Here is a 17,712-nt window from a genome sequence, read left to right as displayed (position 1 = left end):
CGTGCGTCTTACTGGGGAGCGGCTGCTGGGACCGGTGGCCTCTGGACCGCCGCCCCTTGCAGAGGAGAGCACAGTGGCGCAGAGCAAGGCAGCCCTCGATCTCATTCCTTCGTGGAGCCGCGTTCCGAGGGTTGACGTCGTCCCGGCCCGGGATCCGTCGGCGGTGCGGGATCCGGAGGCGGTGGGGCTGCCGGTGGTCCAAGGGGCGGTGGCGGTGCCGGCGTGGATCGGGCTGGGCCCGGGGGCCGTGGAGGCCGCCGGCATGACGGGGGCGGCGGGCCGGGTGCTGCTGGTGCCCCGGGAGGACGGGCCGGACGTCGTGCTCTACGGGACGGGGCCGGAGGGTGTGGCAGGTCCCGATGTGCTGAGGGACGCCGGGGCGGCCGTGGCGCTCGCGGTGCCGGGCCGTTCGCGGCTGGCCGTCGTGGTGCCGTCCGGGGCGGGTGCGACGCCGGCGGAGGCGGCGCAGGCGTTGGTGGAGGGGGTGCTGCTGGCCCGTTACGGCTTCGATCCGCTCAAGCGCGAGCCGTCCGGCACGGCGCTGGAGGCCGTCACGGTCGTGGCGGGTTCGGGTTCGGGTTCGGGTTCGGGCTCGGATTCGGACTCGCGCGAGGCCGTCGAGCGGGGCGTCGAACGCGGGGTGTGGCTGGCCCGCGCGACGATGCTGGCCCGGGACCTGGCCAGCGCGCCGCCCAGCCTGCTGACCGCGCCGGACCTGGCCGAGGTCGCGGTGCGGCTCGGCGCGCAGTGCGGTCTGAAGGTGGAGGTGTTCGGGCAGCGGGAGCTGGAGGAGTTGGGCTGCGGCGGCCTGCTGGGCGTGAACCGGGGCGGCGTGGACGAAGCCCGCATGATCAAGCTCACCTACCTGCCCTCCGACGCCGGTGACGGGACGCCCCGGCTGGCCCTGGTGGGCAAGGGCATCACGTACGACTCCGGCGGCATCAGTCTCAAGCCCGCCGACGCCGTGCACGCGACGATGAAGAACGACATGTCCGGTGCCGGCGCGATCCTGGCGGCCCTGTGCGTCCTGGCCGGGCTCGGCTGCCGGACGGCCGTGACGGGCTACCTGATGTGCACGGACAACATGCCGTCGGGTTCGGCGCTCAAGCTGGGCGACGTGCTGTGGATGCGCGGCGGCACGAGCGTGGAGGTGGTCAACGCCGACGCGGAGGGCCGCCTGGTCATGGCGGACGCCCTGGTCCTGGCCGGCGAGGAGCCGGGGGACGCGATCGTGGACATCGCCACCCTGACCGGCGCGTGTCTGCGAGCGCTCGGCGCCGAGACCGCGGGCGTGTTCGGCAACGCCCAGCCGCTGGTCGACCAGGTCCTGGACGCCGCCGCCCGCACCGGCGAGCCGGCCTGGCAGCTGCCGCTGTCGCGGCGTTACCGGCCGGAGCTGGACTCGGAGGTGGCGGACCTGAAGAACATGGGCGGCCCCAACGGCGGGGCGATCCATGCCGCGCTGTTCCTGGAGGAGTTCGTCGCCGGCCGCCCCTGGGCGCACATCGACATCGCCGGGCCGGCCCAGAACGACAAGCCGAGCGGCTGGCGCACCAAGGGCTGCACCGGCTTCGGCGCGCGCCTGCTCGCAGAGCTCGCGCTGGCCTTCACCCCTCCGTCGACGGCCGCGCGCACCGACTCCACCCGCTCGATCAGTGAGGAGGCCGGCCGGTGAACGCCCTTGCCCACGCCCAGGCCGACGGCCCGCAGGACAAGAGCGCCACCGCCTCCGGGAACGGAAAGTCCGGCGGCGGGTCGGGGCGCGTCCTGGACGCCATCGAGAAGATCGGGAACAAGGTCCCGCACCCGGCCATCATCTTCCTGCTGCTGTGCGTCCTGGTGATCGTGCTGTCGGCGGTCCTGTCCGCGTTCGACGTCCACGTCACCAGCGAGACGGTCAAGTCCGTTCCCTACCCGGCGACGCAGGTCCACGAGGGCGGCACCGAGTACCCGGGCACCCACCTGCCGCCGGAGTCGGCGTACACCCACCGCTACGAGACCGTCATCGAGACGACGAAGGTCGAGAGCCTGTTGTCCGGCGACGGCGTCCGGTTCCTGTTCACCTCCGCGGTGCACAACTTCAACGACTTCGGCGTCGTCGCGGTCATCCTCGTCATCATGGTCGGCGTCGGGCTCGCGGAGGAGGCCGGGCTGATCGCGGCCCTGATCCGACGCCTGGTCAGGATCTCGCCACCGGAGACCCTCACCGCGATCATCGTCTTCGCCGGCATCCTGTCCAGCATCGCCTCCGACGCCGGATACCTCGTCCTCATCCCGCTGGGAGCGGTCGCCTTCATCAGCGCCGGACGCCACCCGCTCGCCGGGATCGCCGCGGCCTTCGGCGGGGTCAGCGCGGCCTTCAGCGTCAACCTGCTCATCGCCCCGATCGACGGCATCATGACGGAGATCACCAACCAGGCGATCAGGCTCGTCAACCCCGGCCAGTCCCTCAACCTGACCGCGAACTACTACTTCGCGATCGGCTCCACCCTGTTCCTGACCATCGTCATCACCTTCATCACCGAACGCATCATCGAACCCCGCCTGGGCCCCTGGCAGCCGCAGGACACCGACGCCGTCGCGGACGGCGAGGAGCCCTCCGTCGACACGGCGGCCGAGGCCCGGGGGCTGCGCTACGCCGGCCTCTCGCTGATCGCGCTCGTGGTGGCCGTCACGCTGCTCGCGTTCATCCCCGGCGCGCCGCTGCGCAACCCGGAGACGGGGAGCCTGTTCGAGGACTCGCCGTTCATGGACGGCCTGATCGTCATCATCATGATCGCGTTCCTGGTGATGGGCCTGGCCTTCGGTGCGGGCGCGAAGACCCTGCGCGGCAGCGCCGCCGCGATGGACGCGATCACCAAGACCTTCGCCGGGCTCGGCGGCCTGATCTTCCTGCTGTTGATCATCGCCCAGTTCATCTCGTACTTCAATTACAGCAACATCGCCACGGTGGTCGCCGTGCAGCTCGCCGACCAGCTGGAGAGCGCGAACATCGGCGCGATCTGGCTCCTGATCGCCTTCATCCTGCTGACCTACGTCATCAATCTGATCATTCCCGGGATCATCCCCAAGTGGGCGATCTTCGCGCCGATCTTCGTGCCCCTGTTCATCCGCCTCGGCGTCGCGCCGCAGACCGTGCTGGCCGCCTACCGGGTCGGCGACTCCCCGACGAACGTCGTCACCCCGCTGATGGTCTACCTGCCGTTCATCGTCCTGCAGTGCCAGAAGTTCAGGAAGCAGGCCGGTGTCGGCACCGTCATCTCCCTGATGATCCCCTACACGGTCATCGTGGCGGTGGCCTGGCTGCTGTTCTTCGTCGCGTGGTACGCCATCGGCATTCCGATGGGGCCGGGTGCACCCGTCAAGCTGTGAACGGGTGCCGGCCGGTGCTCACTCGGTTCACTCGGTTCTCTCGGCCCGCTCGCCCGGGGTGTCGCTCCGGTCCGTGGACGGCCTGCGGACCAGGCCCGCGGGGTCGACGAAGCGCACCGTCGTCCGGGCCTGGAGGCCGGCGGCGCAGTCGGCCAGCAGCCTGCGGGCGATCGGGCGCACGGCGGTGACGTGGGAGAGGTCGACCGTGACCAGCGGCCGGGGCTGATCGCGGGCGAGGCGGCGGACGCAGTGGACGATCTCCTCGGCGGCCGCGAAACCGAGGTCGCCCAGCAGCTCCAGGCGGTGCGCGCCGTGGTCGGTGCGCACCGCCTGGAGCGGTGAGCGGGCACGCTCGGTGTGCCGCAGGACGTGCAGGCCCAGCTCGGCGGACAGCTCGCGCAGGACGGCGCTCGCGCGGACGCTGTTGCCCTGAGGGTCCAGCGGGGGGCTGAACACGCCGACGCCGAACTGGCCGGGGCTCACGGCGCAGACCCCTCCGCCGACACCGCTCTTGGCCGGCAGGCCGACCCCCAGCATCCATTCGCCGCTGTGGTCGTACATGCCGCAGGTGGCCATGACCGACAGCGTGGCGCCCGCCGCGTCGGCGTCCACGACGCGGCGCCCGGTCACCGGGTTGCGCCCGCCGTTGGCCAGCGTGGCGCCCATGACGGCCAGGTCGACGGCGGTGACCTCGATCGCGCACTGGCGGAAGTACACGTCGCAGGCCTGCTGGGCCGGGCGCTCCAGCACGCCCTGGGAGAGCGTGAGGTAGGCCAGCGCCCGGTTGCGGTCCCCGGTGGCGGCCTCGGACCGGTAGACGTCCTCGTCGACCGTCAGCCGGCGGCCGGCGAAGCCCGACAGGGTGTCGCGGATCCGTTCGAACGCGGCCTCGCCGTCGCCGCCGATCAGCGCGGTCGTCACGATCGCCCCGGCGTTGATCAGCGGGTTCGCCGGGCGCCCGGTGCCCGCCTCCAGGCTGATCGCGTTGAACGGCTCCCCGCTCGGCTCGAACCCGACCCTCCTGGCCACCTCCGCCAGGCCCAGCTCCGACAGTGCCAGCGAGTACACGAACGGCTTCGAGACCGACTGGATCGTGAAGGCGGCCGACGCGTCACCGGCCTGGTAGGCGTGGCCCTGGACGCTGACCATGGCGAGGCCGAAGGCGTGCGGGTCGGCGCGGGCGAGTTCGGGGATGTAGCGGGCGACGTCACCGGCGGTATCGGCGCGGTGCCGTTCGACGAGTTCGGCGAGCACCGCCGTCACGGGCTCCATCAGCGCACCACGGCGGCGCGGCGCGCGGGCCCGGTCGGGCCCTGCCCCCGTGCGGGCGCCGTCCGGGGGAGGGGATTCACGAGGTGAGGAGGCGTTGCTTGGCCGCCGTGAACTCGTCGTCGGTCAGCATCCCGCTCTGCCGCAGTTCGACGAGGCGTTCGAGCTGGGCGAGCGTCTGGTCGTTCGGCGCGGCGGCCGGTGCGGCCTGGGGTGCGGGTGCGGGCGGTGGCTCCGGCGGTGGCGGGGCCGCCGGCGCGGTGGCCTGCTGGTGCCGGGCGGCGACCCTGCTCGACACGGACGTGGCGGTTCCGGCGATGACGGCGGTGCGGGCGGCGGTCCCGATGAGCCCCGGGCGCCCGCCGCGCGACAGACGGCGGCCGATCATGACAGCCTCCTTCTCCGAGAGTCCGGCTCCCCCTTTTAGATCTTTTAGAGCCCGATCGCGGCGAGGTCGGCCGCCACCACGGTGTGCGGCACGTGCTCGCGCGTGACCAGGATCCCGTCCGCGTCGTCGAGTGCCCGCAGCAGCGGCGCGGCCCAGCGGTGCTCCCAGACGATGATCGCCGCCGAGCACCCCGCCGGGATCTCGTCGCAGATGCTGGCCAGGTCCTCGTCGCTCAGCAGGCCCATGATCTCGCCGTCCAGCTCGGCGAACACGGCCGCTTCGTCGCTGTCCAGGGCATCGAGTTCGAGGACGCGGACCGCCCCCTGCTCGTCCCTCTTGATGAAGGTGAGGTCGAGGATGCGGATGATCCCCTCGGAGGTCAGGCGTTTGAGCTCCGGCAGGATCGCCCCCCGGAACCGGTTGCCCGGGAAGGCCATGACGGCGTACTCGACCGGCCCGACGTCCATGGCGTCACGCCCCTTCCGCATCGCGTCCCGCCCCTGCCTTCATCCTCCGCCGAGCCCGGCGCCGCCGCGACCGTGTGGACGGCTCACCCGTACTGATGACGTACTGAGGGCGTGCTGTTGACGAGTGGAACCGGATCGCCGGGGGCTGCACCACCGCCCCCGGCGATCCGCCGCACCGCCGGGACCTGCGGAAAGCCGCTGCGGACGGGTGAGCGCAGGCGGCCCGCCGAGGCGTGTGCGAGGAGCGGAAACGGGCGCCCGGCCGCGACGGGGAGCGGTACCGTCGGGCGGGTGACCCGACCGGCCGAAGAACCCTGCGACCGGACCTGCCGCGCACCCGCCGCGGCCGTGTGAGGAGGAGTCCTGTGTCATCGCCTTGTGACCCCCGATACGCCGCCGTCGGCGATGTGAGCACCGCGCTCATGATGATCGACTCCCGGCTCAAGGCCGTCTACGACGGTAAAACCGGGACGGACCCCGAACAGCAGCGGCTGGTCGACGAGTTCGCCGCATCCGTGGGCCCCGACGAGTTCAACGAGCTGCTGGACGGCGCGTGCACGCTCATCTACCTGTTCATGAACTGGCTGCGGTCGGCCTGCGAGGAGCACGACAAGGACGTCATCGAGCACGTGGTGCCCACCCTCGTGGCCACGATGCGCATGATGCCCAGGACCTTCCGCCCCGAGGTCATCCCCACCATGGCCGGCCTGGTGATCGCCGCGGGCAGCGGTCTGAGCCCCAACCTGTGGCGCGCGCAGTACGGACCCTGGACCGGCGCCGAGATGAACCCCCTGGAAGCCACGGCCACGCTGCTCGCGGAGCACGTCAACCGGGTCTCCGGCGACGACCACGACTTCGCCACCCGCCTGATCACCGACGCCCTGTCCAAGTTGGACCAGGACTGAGGCGCCACCGCGTGCCCTCGACCGTGGGGTCGAGGGCCGGTTATCCGGTGATCGCGGAGAGCCTCCGTCGCGGTGTCACGACTGTTCCCCCGCCCGCAGTTCGGTGGCGATCTGGCGCCGGCCGGTGACCAGCGTCTCCAGCACCACCCCGAGGCCGACCAGCAGGGCCAGGCCCGCGGTGGGCAGCAGCACCGGCATCAGCGCGGGGGTGACGAGCTCCCCGACCCTGGCGCCGACCAGGGTCGAGATGTCGAACGCGCCGCCCAGCAGGGCGACCGCCGCCACCGCGACCAGCCCGCCGCCGACGGCGGCCGCCAGAGTCTGCGGCAGCGCCTCGGCGACGATCAGCGCCAGCCCCTGGCGGGGCCGCAGGCCCATGGTGCGCAGCCGGGCGAGCACGGCCGTGCGGTCGGGCGCGGCCCGGAACAGCGTCAGCAGCACGGCGAGCAGGGCGAACCCGGCGCCGGCGGCACCCGAGTACCAGAACAGCCGCCCGGCGGCGTGCTGCAGCGGGTCGCCGCCGAGCGCGGCGGCGGTCTCCCGGCTGCTGTGCACCGTGTACCCCGCGGGCAGGCCACCGACGGCCTTGCCGACGGCCGCGGCGTCGTCCGCGATCATCTTGGCCAGGCCGGTCGGCTGGACCCCGCCGTTGTCCCGCAGCGCCGCCCTGACCGCTTCGGGGTCGACCTCGCCGACGGCGAACCACTCGTTCACCCGCTTGGCGTCCGGCAGCCGCTCCCAGGCGGGGCCGGCGGGAACGACGGCGAACGGCCTGCCCGGGTCCGGCAGGGCGGGGGTGGCGCCGACGGTCCCGGCGACGGCGAGGCGCAGGTCGTTGCCGTTGGGCGTGCGCACCTGGGACGATCCTGCGGCCAGGCGCTCGGCCAGGTCGCGGCTGACCAGCGCGGGCACCGGGGTGTCCCGGCCGCCGGCCGCCCCGGCCAGCTTCGCCGGGTCGAACCCGCCGACCCCGAGGGTCCGGGCGATCTCGGCGTACGCCGCCGGATCGACCACCATCACCAGGTAGGCCTGGGTGTAGCGCTGGTCGGCGCCGACGATGCGGGCGTTGGGCTCGACCCAGGCCGCGGTCGAGGCCCGCACGCCCGGCAGGGCGTCGGCGGCCTTGGTGAACGACTCGGACAGGGTGGCGTAGCCCGGGAGGGAGACGCCGATGTCCCCGCCCGTGGCGATGCGCGCGGCGCGGGTCCGCGCGTGATCGACGGTGTCGAGCACGGTGGCGCCGAAGCCGGTCGTGGTGACGGCGATCACCAGGGCGAGCAGCGGCAGCGCGGAGGGCCGGCGGCGGCCCGAGCTGTCGCGGGCGGCGCGGGCCAGGCCGAGGAAGCCGATCAGGCCGCGGCCCCGGCCGGCGAGGGCGGCGAGCCGGCCGACCAGCACCGGCTCGACCCTGGCCAGCAGCAGCCCGCCGGTGACGGCGAGCAGGAGCGGGGCGGCGACCAGCAGCGGATCCAGTCCGGCGCCGGTGCCGACGCCCCGGCGCCGGACCTCCGCCACGGCCACGGCGGTGATCGCCAGGACGGCGAGTTCGCCGACCAGTCGGCGTCGGCCGCCGGCCGCCCGCCGGCGTGCCCGCCGCAGGGCCGCACGGGCCGGGAAGGCCAGCAGCGCGATCAGGGTCGCGGCCAGGGCCGCCAGCACCGAGCGGTCCCACCGGGGGGTGGGCAGCAGCACCAGGGCGAGGGCCGTTGCGAGCACGGCGGCCGGCAGGACGGTGACCGCGCCCTCGCCGATCAGCCGTCGCAGCACCCCGGCACGGGAGCCGCCGCGGGCCCGGAGCAGCCCGATCTCGGCGGTGCGCCGGTCGGTGGTGAGGGCGGCGGCCAGGAACAGCACCACGGTGGCGACGCCCGCCACGCCGGCCGGGCCGATCACGCTGAGCGGCAGCGAGGCCTGGTAGCGGTCGTCCGCCCGGCTGAGGATGCCGGGAAGGCCCGAGGTGGTGTGCAGGTCGGGGCGCCGGGTCGCGTCGGCCAGGGCGGTGGCGTGGTGCCCGGTCAGGAGGGAGCTGAGGACGCCGCGGGTGCGGTCGAGTTGGTCGGCGTGCAGCGAGGCGGTGTCGACGGGCAGCCGCCAGAAGTTCTCGGCGTTCGAACCCCAGCGGGCCATCGCGGGCAGGCTGTCGCCGTCGACGAATCCGCTGGTCATCCAGTGCTCGTGCTCGGGGTCGGCCCTCAGACAGGCGCGGGCCGGGCAGCCGAGGTCCTCCCAGAACGGGTCCTGGGGGTCGTTGACCTGGTAGAGGCCGACCACCACGGTGGTCCGCTTGGCGCCCGAACCGTCGACGCCGTTGTCGATGACGTCACCGAGCTTGATGTGGATGCTCTCGGCGGCCTTCTTGCTGACCACGATCGGCAGCGGACCGCCGACGGCGCCGGGGGTCGGCCAGGTGCCGTCGGTGAGGGTGGCCCGGGCGGCCAGGTCGTGCAGGTAGAGCAGGCCGAGGACCGGGTCGGTCCTCTGCTCCGCGAACCGGACGTACTCCGGATTGCCCATGCCGCGGTCGCCCAGGGCGCGGGCGCCGTAGGCCTGGCCCGACTGGGTCAGCGTCAGCTGCCGACCGACCATCTCGGTGAGCTGCTGCTGCACCCGGTCGAGTGCGGCGGCCTTGTCGCCGTCCCGCGTCTTGGACGTGGTCTGCAGGCTGGTCTGGTTGAGGCCCTTCTGACCGACGAAGTCCTGGAGCGCGGTGTCCGCGCCCCGGTCCGCGATGCGGGGGAAGGCCGCCGCCAGGAAGACGGCGACGAACGCCAGGGCCGCCATGAGCAGCGCGGCCAGCGGGTTCGCCCGCAGCCTGGTGCGGACCCAGCGCGGGGGGCGGTGGGCGGTCCCGGGCGCGGGCGAAGGGGCGGGCACGGTGGTGCCGGTCCGGGGGGTCACATCTCCTCCACGTGGCGCAGCCGGGTGGCCACGTCCCGACGGCGGCGTCCGGTGGGGAGGGCCGACAGCAGCGGGGCGGCAGCCGCCAGCGGCCGTCGCCCGCGCGGTCGGCGCACGACGAAGCCGAGCATCACGTTCTCCCCCCGGTCGCGTTCCGGCCCCACCCATTGCTCCGGTCCAGGCACATCTCGGCCATGGACGGACACCTCGCGGGCATGCCGGCGCAGTGATCACCGACATTCGGTCGCCGGATAGCGGACGATGCTGTCAGATTCGATCCGGGAACGGAAGGGATTTGCGCGAATCAAGTAAGCGAGGAACAAATGCCATGCACACTTCACAATTCTGGTATCGCCGCACCCCTTTGACCAGGGGAAATTCCTTTCCCGAATTTTCCGCTCGGAATTGTGAACCGGCGAGCCGCTGCATCCGTTGGCCTGGGCCGCCACCGGCCCGGTGGTGGCCCAGGCCGAACCCGTTCCGGAGGAGATTCGATAACGATGTCCTGCCGCATTGTCCGAGAAATCCGAGGTTTCGGTCGGAAAGCGCGGTCATTCGAGATCACCGGCCACCACCGGCGGGCGGGGCCTATAAGACGAGGGGGTCCGGATCCTTGGCCGCCGGATGCTCCTCCGGGGCCGTGGTGCTCAGCGCGCGGGCCTCGCGGTCGAGGGCCAGGTGGAGGCCGACGGCCAGCATGGGGATCGCGGCCAGCACGAACGCCCACTGTATGTCCCAGCCGACCAGCAGGCCCATGGCCGCGATGGAGAGCGGTTCCAGCGTGGCCCGGGGCAGTTCCATCACGCTGCTGACCCGGCCCAGCACGTCCGTCGGGGTCCTGGTCTGGATGAACGTCGGCAGCGCGACGTCGCTGGAGTACGCGACGCCGATCCCCAGCAGGGTGAGCACCACCGCCGCGCTCCACACGCTGGGAAGGAAGCCCAGCAGCACGAAGGCGGTCCCCTCGCAGAGCGTCATCCCGATGATGAGCAGTCCCCAGCGGCGCGGCAGCCCGGTGAAGACCGCGCCGATGGTGCCGATCAGCTGCCCCAGCCCCCAGGCGGACAGCAGGACACCCAGCGCGAGCGAGCCCTGGGGGAAGGTCTTGGCCAGCGCGGGCAGCCCCACGCTGAAGAGGCCGCTGTAGCTGAGGGCCGCCGCGCCGATCAGCAGGAGGACGGTACGGATCTCCCGGCTGCGTCCGGCGTAGCGGAGCCCTTCGACGATCTCCCGCCGGATCGCCGTGAACGACTTGGCGCCCTCGTCGGCCTCGCCCGCCTGGTCGGAGGCCTGGTCGCCCAACTGGTCGCCCGCCTGGTCGGACGGTTGTCTGCGGGGTGCGCCGAAGACCGTCAGGGCGGCGAAGAAGAAGGTGAAGGCGTTGAGCAGGATGGTGGTCGACGTCCCCACCGCGGCCACGAGGGCGCCGCCCAGGATCGGCCCCAGCAGCCGGGCCCCCTGTTCTCCGAAGCCGACGAGCGCGTTGCCCCGGGCGAGGTGCTCGGGCGGCAGGAGGGAGGGGATGATGCTGCCGGCCGCCGGCCAGAAGAACGCTTCGGCGACGCCGGTGAGCGCGCCGAGGGCGTAGAGGTGCCACGTGCTCACGTGGTCGGTCAGGGCGATCAGCCCCAGCGTGGCGACGGCGAGCCCCCGGAGCGTGTGGGAGCAGAACATGACGGCGCGGGGGGAGAGCCGGTCGGTCACCGCGCCGCCCACCAGCATCAGTACGCCCCGGGGGACGGCCTGGACGAGCAGGATCGTGGCCAGCGTGGTCGTCGATCCGGTCTCGTTCAGGATCAGCCAGATGAAGGCGACCTCGAAGCTGTAGTCCCCCACCAGGGAGACGGTCTCGCCCAGCCACACCCGCCGGAAGGGCCGGTGTTTCAGTGGCTGTCGCACCTTGTCGAGCATCGACTACCTCTCTGCTGTTCCACTTTTCCACGATGAAGGACTGCGGGACACTGCGGGGCACGCGCTCTTCGACGCTCTCGGCGGGGCGTGCGCGGCCGGTCTGTGGTGGGGAACGTTCTCTTCACTGGGGTGCGAACTCCAGGTGGAATCTGTCATGGACGGACGTGATGAGCCGGAGCAGCTCGTCATGGGTGGCGACGGTGCCCCGGACGAACGCCAGGCGCTGTGCGGGGTGGCGCCAGTCGACGGGCTGCCCCGGGGCCGTCGCCACGTCGACCTCGCCGACGCCGGGGAGGGCCCGTACGGCGTCGGCGCCGTCGATCGCCCGGACGGTGCCGACCGTGCGCGGCGGCACGATGAAGTACTCGAAGGTCACCGCCGCCGGCCGGGGGGCCGTGACGGGCTCGACGGTGCGTTCCAGGGCCAACTCGAAGGCGAGGGCGAGCAGATCGATGCCCAGCGCCCGGTCCAGCAGGCCCACGGCGCGCCCGCCGACGCGTCCGTTGACCTCGATGACGCGGGGGCCGTCCGGGGTGAGCTTCACCTCCGTGTGGGTCACCCCGGTCGTCACGCCGAGGGCCCGGACCGCGGCCGCGGCGAGCTCGGCGGCGTCCTTCTCCACGGCGGGCGCGAGGGTGGCGGGCAGGAACAGCCCGGTCTCCCGGAGCGGGTCCGCCAGGGCGAACTTGCCGGTGACGCAGAGGGTCGTGACCTCCGCGTGCTGCACGACGGCCTCGACGGAGACGTAGTCCCCCCAGTCCGGTCCGGCCACCGTCGGGTCGCCGGGCAGGTACTTCTCCACGACGAAGTCACGCGGGGCGCCGTGCGGGCCCGCCCGCTCGTCACCGGGGCCGGGCCCGGGGGTGAGGCCGAGGTCGGCCAGGGCGCGCCGCTGCTGCTCGTGGTCCGCCAGCCGTACGGTGTCCTGGCTGCCCGCCCCGGTACGGGGTTTGAGCACCACGGGGTAGCCCAGGCGGGCCACGGCGGCGTCGACCTCGGCGGCGGAGCGCACCACGACGCTCGGGGTGTGGTCGACCCCCGCCGCCGCGAACGCCGCGCGCTGGTCGGCCTTGTCGGTGAGCAGCCGGACGGTGCCGGGCCGGTGGTAGGGCAGGCCGAGGGCCTCGGCGAGCCGCGCGGTGCCGGCGAGGCAGTACTCGCTGAAGGTGACGATGCCCACCGGGCCGTGCCCGCGCAGCAGTTCGGCGGCGGGGGTGTCGTGTCCGCTGATCTCGCAGACCCGGGCCCGTCGGCGCATCCCCGCGAGCAGCGGCGCCACGCCCGGTACCGCCGGGTCGCAGACGAAGACCACGTCGCACAGGCCGCGGGCGGCGCCGAGGATCTCGGCCGGCCCCGCCGACCCCCTGCCGTAGACGACGGCGACTGTGGGAAGCGTGTCGGTCACGGGGACCCCGGGGAGCCGGCCGGGCCCGCGGGGACCGGTGCGGCGGGGGCCGCCTCGCGCCGGGCGGACTTCGGGGTCATGTCGTCCCACTCCTCCTCGATCCTGCGCAGGCAGTCCTCGCGGGACGCCGGCTCCCCCACCGTCCGCCACCCCTGGGGGACGTCGTGGTAGGTGGGCCAGATCGAGTACTGCTCCTCGTGGTTGACGACGACGTGGTACTGGTCCTCGGTCACGGCGCGTCGTTCTCCTTTGCCTTCGGGGCGAGCTCGGGCAGGCCGTGACGTTCCACAGCGGTCACGTACAACTCGCGCAGGAGCGGGTCGCGTACGCGGCCCCGTTCGTAGTGGGCGCGGAAGTTCTGATCGTAAATCTTGAACCAGGCGCGGTGCTTGTACAAGAAGAGCACATCGTGGGGTGCCATCCGGCGGATCGCGAACAGGCCGACGGGGGCCACGGAGACGGGGAAGAGCGGGTTGCGCACGGCCCGTTCGTCGCAGTGCGGGTGGAACTGACCGACCATCAGCCCGTGGGCGACCGCGCTGTTCTTCAGGCCCTCGTACGTCTCGTCGAGGACCCGCCAGCCCTCCGGCCCGGTGGCCGGCAGCACCACGATGCGGCAGTCGAGGGAGGCCCCGGTGTGGGTGCGGCTGCGCTCGGTGCCGAGGGCGAACGTGGACATCTCCGCCTCCAGGGCCTCGCGCAGCTGCCGCTCGTCCTCCCCGGTGATGTCGTAGCGGAAGCTGAACTGGGCGTCCTTGCCGCTGAGGGCGGGCGGGATGAAGGGGCAGACCGGCCCGGTGCGGCCGATCTCGTCGTGGGGCCGGCTGATGTACTGGCGCAGCCAGGTGTGGACCTGGGCGAAGTCCCGGGCGTGCCGGGCGGGTGACTGGGGTTCGATCACCCGGATCCACAGGCCGTCCATTCTGGCCAGATCATTGTCCTGATCCTGCATCACCTGCGTCATGCGACGGCCTCCTGGGCTCGGTCGCCGGGGGGTGCCGGGGTGGCGCTCGGGGCGGTCAGCCGGCACAGATCGGCGTACGTGGGAGCGGCGTAGAGCTGGGCGAAGTCAAGGGTCGGTCCGAGCTGGGTGCGCACCTGCTCGACCAGGCGCATCAGCCCCAGGGAGGTGCCGCCGTCGGCGAAGAAGTCGGAGTCGGGCAGCGGGCGGTGCCCCGTCTGGGACTCCCAGGCCGCGGCGAGTGCGGGGTGGCCCGGGGCGGCGGTGTCGTGCGCGTCGTGCGTCCGGGCGTCCGCGTCGTCCGCGTCGTCCGCGAGGCGGGCGAGGGCGGCGCGGTCCACCTTTCCGGTGGGCCCCAGCGGAAGGGCGTCGACCGCGATGATCCGCTCGGCCACCAGATGGCGCGGCGCCCGCTGCCACGCGCCCCGGCGCACCGCGTCGGTGTCGACGGACGCGGGCGTGAGGAAGGCGGTCAGGACGGCGCCGTCGGGCCCGGTGCCGGCGATGACCACGGCGTCGTCGACGGCGGGGTCGGCGGCGAGGACCGCCGCCGCCTCCGCCGGATCGGTGCGGAAGCCCCTGACCTTCACCTCGTCGTCGGCGCGCCCGAGGAAGTCCAGGGCGCCGTCGGGGAGGTGGCGTACGCGGTCACCGGTGCGGTACATGCGGGCACCGGGCCGGGCGGAGAAGGGGTCGGGCACGAACCGCGCGGCGGTCGCGGCGGGGTCGTGCAGGTAGCCGCGGGCGAGCCGGGGGCCACCGAGGTAGAGCTCGCCCTCCGCGCCCGGGGCGACGGGCCGCAGCCGTTCGTCGAGGACGTGGCACGTCGTTCCCGCGATGGCGGCGCCGATGGGGAACGCGGCGGAGCGCTCGCGGTCCCACGCGGCGGCGTCCCCCAGGGTGCTGAAGGTGGTGTTCTCGGTCGGGCCGTAGCCGTTGACCAGCCGGGTGGCGGGGTGGGCGGCGGTGAAGGAGCGCGCGGTGCCGGCCGGGACGGTGTCACCGCCGGTGACGAGGGTGCGCAGGGTGCCCAGCGCCGGACTGTGGTGGGTGGCCATGAGGCGGAAGAGCGGGGCCGTCAGCCAGGCCGTGGTGATCTGCGGCCGGGCCAGCAGGGCGGCCAGGTCGTGGAGTGCGAGGGGGTGGTGGTCGGCCGCCGTGATCCGGGCCCCGGCCAGCAGCGGGGACCAGATCTCGAACGTGGACGCGTCGAAGGCGAGGGTGGAGTGCAGGAGCACGCCGTCGCCGGGGCCCAGCCGCAGGGACTCCGCCCCGAGCGCCAGCCCGGTGATCCCCCGGTGGGTGACGCCCACGGCCTTGGGGGCTCCCGTGGTGCCGGAGGTGAACATGATGCAGGCCAGGTCGTCGGGGCCGGCCGGTGCGGACGGCACCGCCGTGGTGGTCCGCTCCGTGAGGAGGGAGGGGATGTCGTGCGCGGGGATGCCCAGGTCAGCCACCGGTGGGTGGTCGGCGTGCAGGGCCAGGGCCGCCCGGGCCGTGCCGGCCATGAGCCGGACGCGGTCCGCCGGGTACCGGGGGTCCACCGGCACGTAGCAGCCGCCCGCCATCAGGACGGCCAGCATGGCGAGGACGGTCCGGCGGTCGCCGTGCCCGACGATCAGCACGGCGGTACCGGAGTCGACGCCCTTCGCCCGGAGCGACGCCGCCGCGGCGCGCGCCCGCGTCAGGAGTTCCCCGTAGCGGATCTCGCCGTACCGGTCGGCCAGCGCCACGCGCTCGGGGAACGCCTCGGCGACGGCGGTGAAGCACTGCTCGATCCGGGCGTGCGGCGCGGTCGTCATCGTGCCCCCGAGGGGTGCTTGCGGGCGTTGCCGAGGCCGGTGGTTGTGGTGCCGGTTCCGGTGCCGGGGCCGGGGTACGGGCCGGTGCCGGGGCTGGGGTGCGGGGTGAACACGGCGCGCGGGCTGGGGTCCGGGGTCAGGGCGATGGCCGGTCGCAGCCCGGTCGCGGCCCGGTCGCCCAGCAGGGTGAACCGGCCGTGCGCGAGGATCGTCGCCGTGGCGAGCTGTGCCTCCAGCAGCGAGAACTGCCGCCCCAGGCACTGATGGGGCCCGGCCCCGAAGGGGAAGTACTGCTGGACGGGCGGGCGCCGGCCCAGGAAGCGATCCGGGCGGAACTCCTCGGGCGCCTCCCACAGGGCCGGGGCGCGGTGGATGGCGTAGGTGCTGGCCAGGACGAGGTCGCCGGGCTCCAGCCGAACGCCGGCCGCTTCGACGGGGGTGTCGATGCGGCGAAAGAGCGCCCACGCGGGCGGGTGCAGCCGCAGCGATTCCTCGACCACCGCCAGCGTGTACGGCAAGGATCCCTGGGGGATCGACGGCGCGGCGCGCAGGGAGCGGAGGTCGGTGGAGCGGACCTCGTCGAGGGTGCGGGCCAGGGCCGGGGGAGAGCCGGCCAGGTTGTGGAAGATCCAGGTGAGCAGGGTGCCCATGGTCTCCACGCCGGCCACGAAGATCGACATCAGTTCCTCGCGCAGCACGTCCTCGGGGCGGTCGCCGAGCGCGTCCCCCCGCTGGTGCAGGGCGGCGACGAGCGACGGCAGGACCCCGTGGGCCGTGGCCGCCGCAGGCGCCTGGGCCGCCCGGTGCGCGATGAACTCCTCCAGCACCGCCCTGTCCCGGGCGAACGCCTCGCCGTCCGCGTCGGTGACGGTCTCCGGGGCGAACAGCCGCCGGTCCAGGTAGTGGACGGCCGTGTCCACCGTCGAGGCCAGGGACGCCAGTTCGGCGCCGGTCAGCTCCGGGTCCACGAGCCGGAGGATGATCTCGATGCTCAGCTGCTGGAGGGTGTGTCCGAGGTCGAACTCGCGGCCCGCCCCGGGCAGCAGCCGACGGCGGACGAAGTCCTCCGTGCTCTCCAGCACCAGGGTGTGCAACTCGGCCACGGCCCGGGCCGAGAACATCGGGCGCAGCAGGGCGCGGCGGTGGCGCCACTGCTCCCCGGAGGCGACCACGAACAGTCCGCTGCCCACCAGTTCGCGCAGCAGCCCGCGGTGGTTGCGGGTGCCGTGGGCGAGGGCCGCGGCGGCGACGGCGGGTTCCGCCGCGACGATCAGCCGCGTGCCGTCGTCCAGCGGGACGGCGCTGACCGTCCCCTCGTCGCGCAGCCGTGTCATCAGCCCCAGGGGGTCGCTGCCGAGCTCCTGGTCGAACTCCTCGTAGCCGACCGAACTCACGGTGATGCTCGCCATGGCTAACCCCGCCCCTCGGCGGACTCTTCCGCGTCTTCCGCGAGCGTGATGATCTGCTGGGAGTGGTCGTTCATCGTCCAGCCCTCGGCGGTGCGCACGGAGGTGCGCTGCTGCTCCGTGTAGCCCCTGCCCCTGTCGTGGAAGTGCCAGGCGAACGGCGGGCGGAGCAGCCGGCGCTCGACCGGGGTCCACTCCTCGCCCGGGAGGTCCTCGGGCACGGGCGCGGGAGCGGTGTGCTGCACCATGCCCGCGGTGTAGCGGCAGAAGACGACCCGGCGTTCGAAGTCGGCGGCCCAGGGCCAGCTGCCGTGGGTGGCGGTGTCCGCGAAGAGGACCACCGAGCCGGCCCTGACCGGGACACGGGAGACCCAGTCGCCGACCTTCTGCCAGGTCTGGAAGTCCTCCGGGATCTCGAAGGCCGACTTGTGGCTGCCGGGGACCACGGCGAAGCCGCCCTGGTCGGCGAGGGCGTCGGTGAGGCAGAACGCGACGATCAGGTGTCCGCCGTAGATCCGCCCGTCGCGGACCTGGTAGGTCAGCGGCGGGTACTCCCACGGGGTGTTGCCGTTGTGCAGGATCAGCGCTCCGGCGCCCTTGCGGGCGTAGAGCACCTGGCCCTCGTCGTAGCGCAGGTCGGGGCCGAGCACCTCCTCCAGGTGCGGCAGCACCTTCTCGTGGCTGATCAGGTCGCGCACCGGGCGCGGGGTGGTGTGGAGCGGGCCGGCGTTGGCGATGAACGGGTTGTACCGCTTGAGCAGCGGGTATCCGAGCTTGTTCTCGCCCTCCCACAGGCCGTGGCCGTCGAGGGCGGCGTTGACGGAGGCGAGTTCCCGCGCGGAGAGGACGTCCTCCAGGACCAGGTAGCCGCGCAGGTCGAACAGGTACTTCTGCTCTTCGTCCATGACTTTTCCCCTTGTGTCGGATG

General features: G+C 73.2%; 15 protein-coding genes. 3 read left to right on the top strand and 12 right to left on the bottom strand.

Annotated features, from left to right (window positions below; genetic code table 11):
• Positions 1–73 precede the first annotated feature (73 nt).
• Together AB0R04_RS26130 and AB0R04_RS26125 are read left to right on the top strand one after the other, a co-directional pair.
• Entirely contained in the window at positions 74–1,675 is a 1,602-nt protein-coding gene (locus AB0R04_RS26130) for a leucyl aminopeptidase (protein WP_363375258.1), read from the top strand.
• A complete protein-coding gene (locus tag AB0R04_RS26125; protein WP_363375255.1) occupies positions 1,672–3,372 on the top strand; it encodes an AbgT family transporter in 1,701 nt (566 codons plus the stop codon). Before AB0R04_RS26130 ends, AB0R04_RS26125 begins: the two co-directional genes overlap by 4 nt.
• Before the next feature lie 27 nt (positions 3,373–3,399).
• Here AB0R04_RS26125 and glsA read toward each other — a convergent pair whose 3' ends face one another.
• The 3 genes from glsA to AB0R04_RS26110 all read right to left on the bottom strand — a co-directional run bounded on the left by glsA (position 3,400) and on the right by AB0R04_RS26110 (position 5,496).
• Positions 3,400–4,644 (bottom strand): glutaminase A, encoded by a 1,245-nt coding sequence (gene glsA / locus AB0R04_RS26120; protein ID WP_363375252.1) that lies wholly within the window; start codon positions 4,642–4,644, stop codon positions 3,400–3,402.
• Positions 4,645–4,720: 76 nt separating this feature from the next.
• Entirely contained in the window at positions 4,721–5,029 is a 309-nt protein-coding gene (locus tag AB0R04_RS26115) for an SHOCT domain-containing protein (protein ID WP_363375248.1), read from the bottom strand.
• 44 nt (positions 5,030–5,073) lie between these two features.
• Positions 5,074–5,496, bottom strand: coding sequence for a DUF6325 family protein (locus tag AB0R04_RS26110; protein WP_063352198.1), 423 nt, complete (start codon positions 5,494–5,496; stop codon positions 5,074–5,076).
• A gap of 365 nt (positions 5,497–5,861) precedes the next feature.
• Between AB0R04_RS26110 and AB0R04_RS26105 the strand changes: the two genes are divergently transcribed.
• Positions 5,862–6,401: a hypothetical protein gene (locus AB0R04_RS26105; protein WP_363375246.1), complete on the top strand. Its 540-nt coding sequence runs from the start codon at positions 5,862–5,864 to the stop codon at positions 6,399–6,401.
• 75 nt (positions 6,402–6,476) lie between these two features.
• On the opposite strand, the gene AB0R04_RS26100 is transcribed toward AB0R04_RS26105, so the two are convergent.
• The 9 genes from AB0R04_RS26100 to AB0R04_RS26060 all read right to left on the bottom strand — a co-directional run bounded on the left by AB0R04_RS26100 (position 6,477) and on the right by AB0R04_RS26060 (position 17,689).
• Positions 6,477–9,299, bottom strand: coding sequence for a hypothetical protein (locus AB0R04_RS26100; RefSeq protein WP_363375245.1), 2,823 nt, complete (start codon positions 9,297–9,299; stop codon positions 6,477–6,479).
• Positions 9,296–9,463 (bottom strand): hypothetical protein, encoded by a 168-nt coding sequence (locus AB0R04_RS26095; protein ID WP_363375242.1) that lies wholly within the window; start codon positions 9,461–9,463, stop codon positions 9,296–9,298. The genes AB0R04_RS26100 and AB0R04_RS26095 overlap by 4 nt, the downstream gene beginning before the upstream one ends.
• Positions 9,464–9,887: 424 nt before the next feature.
• Positions 9,888–11,198, bottom strand: coding sequence for an MFS transporter (locus AB0R04_RS26090; RefSeq protein WP_363375240.1), 1,311 nt, complete (start codon positions 11,196–11,198; stop codon positions 9,888–9,890).
• Between the two features lie 133 nt (positions 11,199–11,331).
• Positions 11,332–12,615 (bottom strand): ATP-grasp domain-containing protein, encoded by a 1,284-nt coding sequence (locus tag AB0R04_RS26085; protein WP_363375239.1) that lies wholly within the window; start codon positions 12,613–12,615, stop codon positions 11,332–11,334.
• Positions 12,612–12,848, bottom strand: coding sequence for an MbtH family protein (locus AB0R04_RS26080; protein ID WP_363375236.1), 237 nt, complete (start codon positions 12,846–12,848; stop codon positions 12,612–12,614). Before AB0R04_RS26080 ends, AB0R04_RS26085 begins: the two co-directional genes overlap by 4 nt.
• A complete protein-coding gene (locus AB0R04_RS26075) occupies positions 12,845–13,579 on the bottom strand; it encodes a DUF6875 domain-containing protein (protein ID WP_363375233.1) in 735 nt (244 codons plus the stop codon). Before AB0R04_RS26075 ends, AB0R04_RS26080 begins: the two co-directional genes overlap by 4 nt.
• Positions 13,576–15,378, bottom strand: coding sequence for a non-ribosomal peptide synthetase (locus tag AB0R04_RS26070; RefSeq protein ID WP_363375230.1), 1,803 nt, complete (start codon positions 15,376–15,378; stop codon positions 13,576–13,578). Before AB0R04_RS26070 ends, AB0R04_RS26075 begins: the two co-directional genes overlap by 4 nt.
• Positions 15,375–16,787 carry a cytochrome P450 gene (locus tag AB0R04_RS26065; protein ID WP_363375228.1) on the bottom strand — a complete coding sequence of 471 codons (1,413 nt, stop codon included), beginning with the start codon at positions 16,785–16,787 and terminating at the stop codon, positions 15,375–15,377. The genes AB0R04_RS26070 and AB0R04_RS26065 overlap by 4 nt, the downstream gene beginning before the upstream one ends.
• A 2-nt stretch (positions 16,788–16,789) precedes the next feature.
• On the bottom strand, positions 16,790–17,689 hold the full coding sequence (locus AB0R04_RS26060) for a phytanoyl-CoA dioxygenase family protein (protein WP_363375225.1): 900 nt from the start codon (positions 17,687–17,689) through the stop codon (positions 16,790–16,792).
• Positions 17,690–17,712 lie beyond the last annotated feature (23 nt).

The sequence above is a fragment of the Kitasatospora sp. NPDC056731 genome (assembly GCF_040687675.1).
In the GTDB taxonomy this organism is placed as follows: domain Bacteria; phylum Actinomycetota; class Actinomycetes; order Streptomycetales; family Streptomycetaceae; genus Kitasatospora.
Note: the sequence above shows the minus strand (reverse complement) of the source record. Positions and strands in the feature narration are given on the sequence as shown.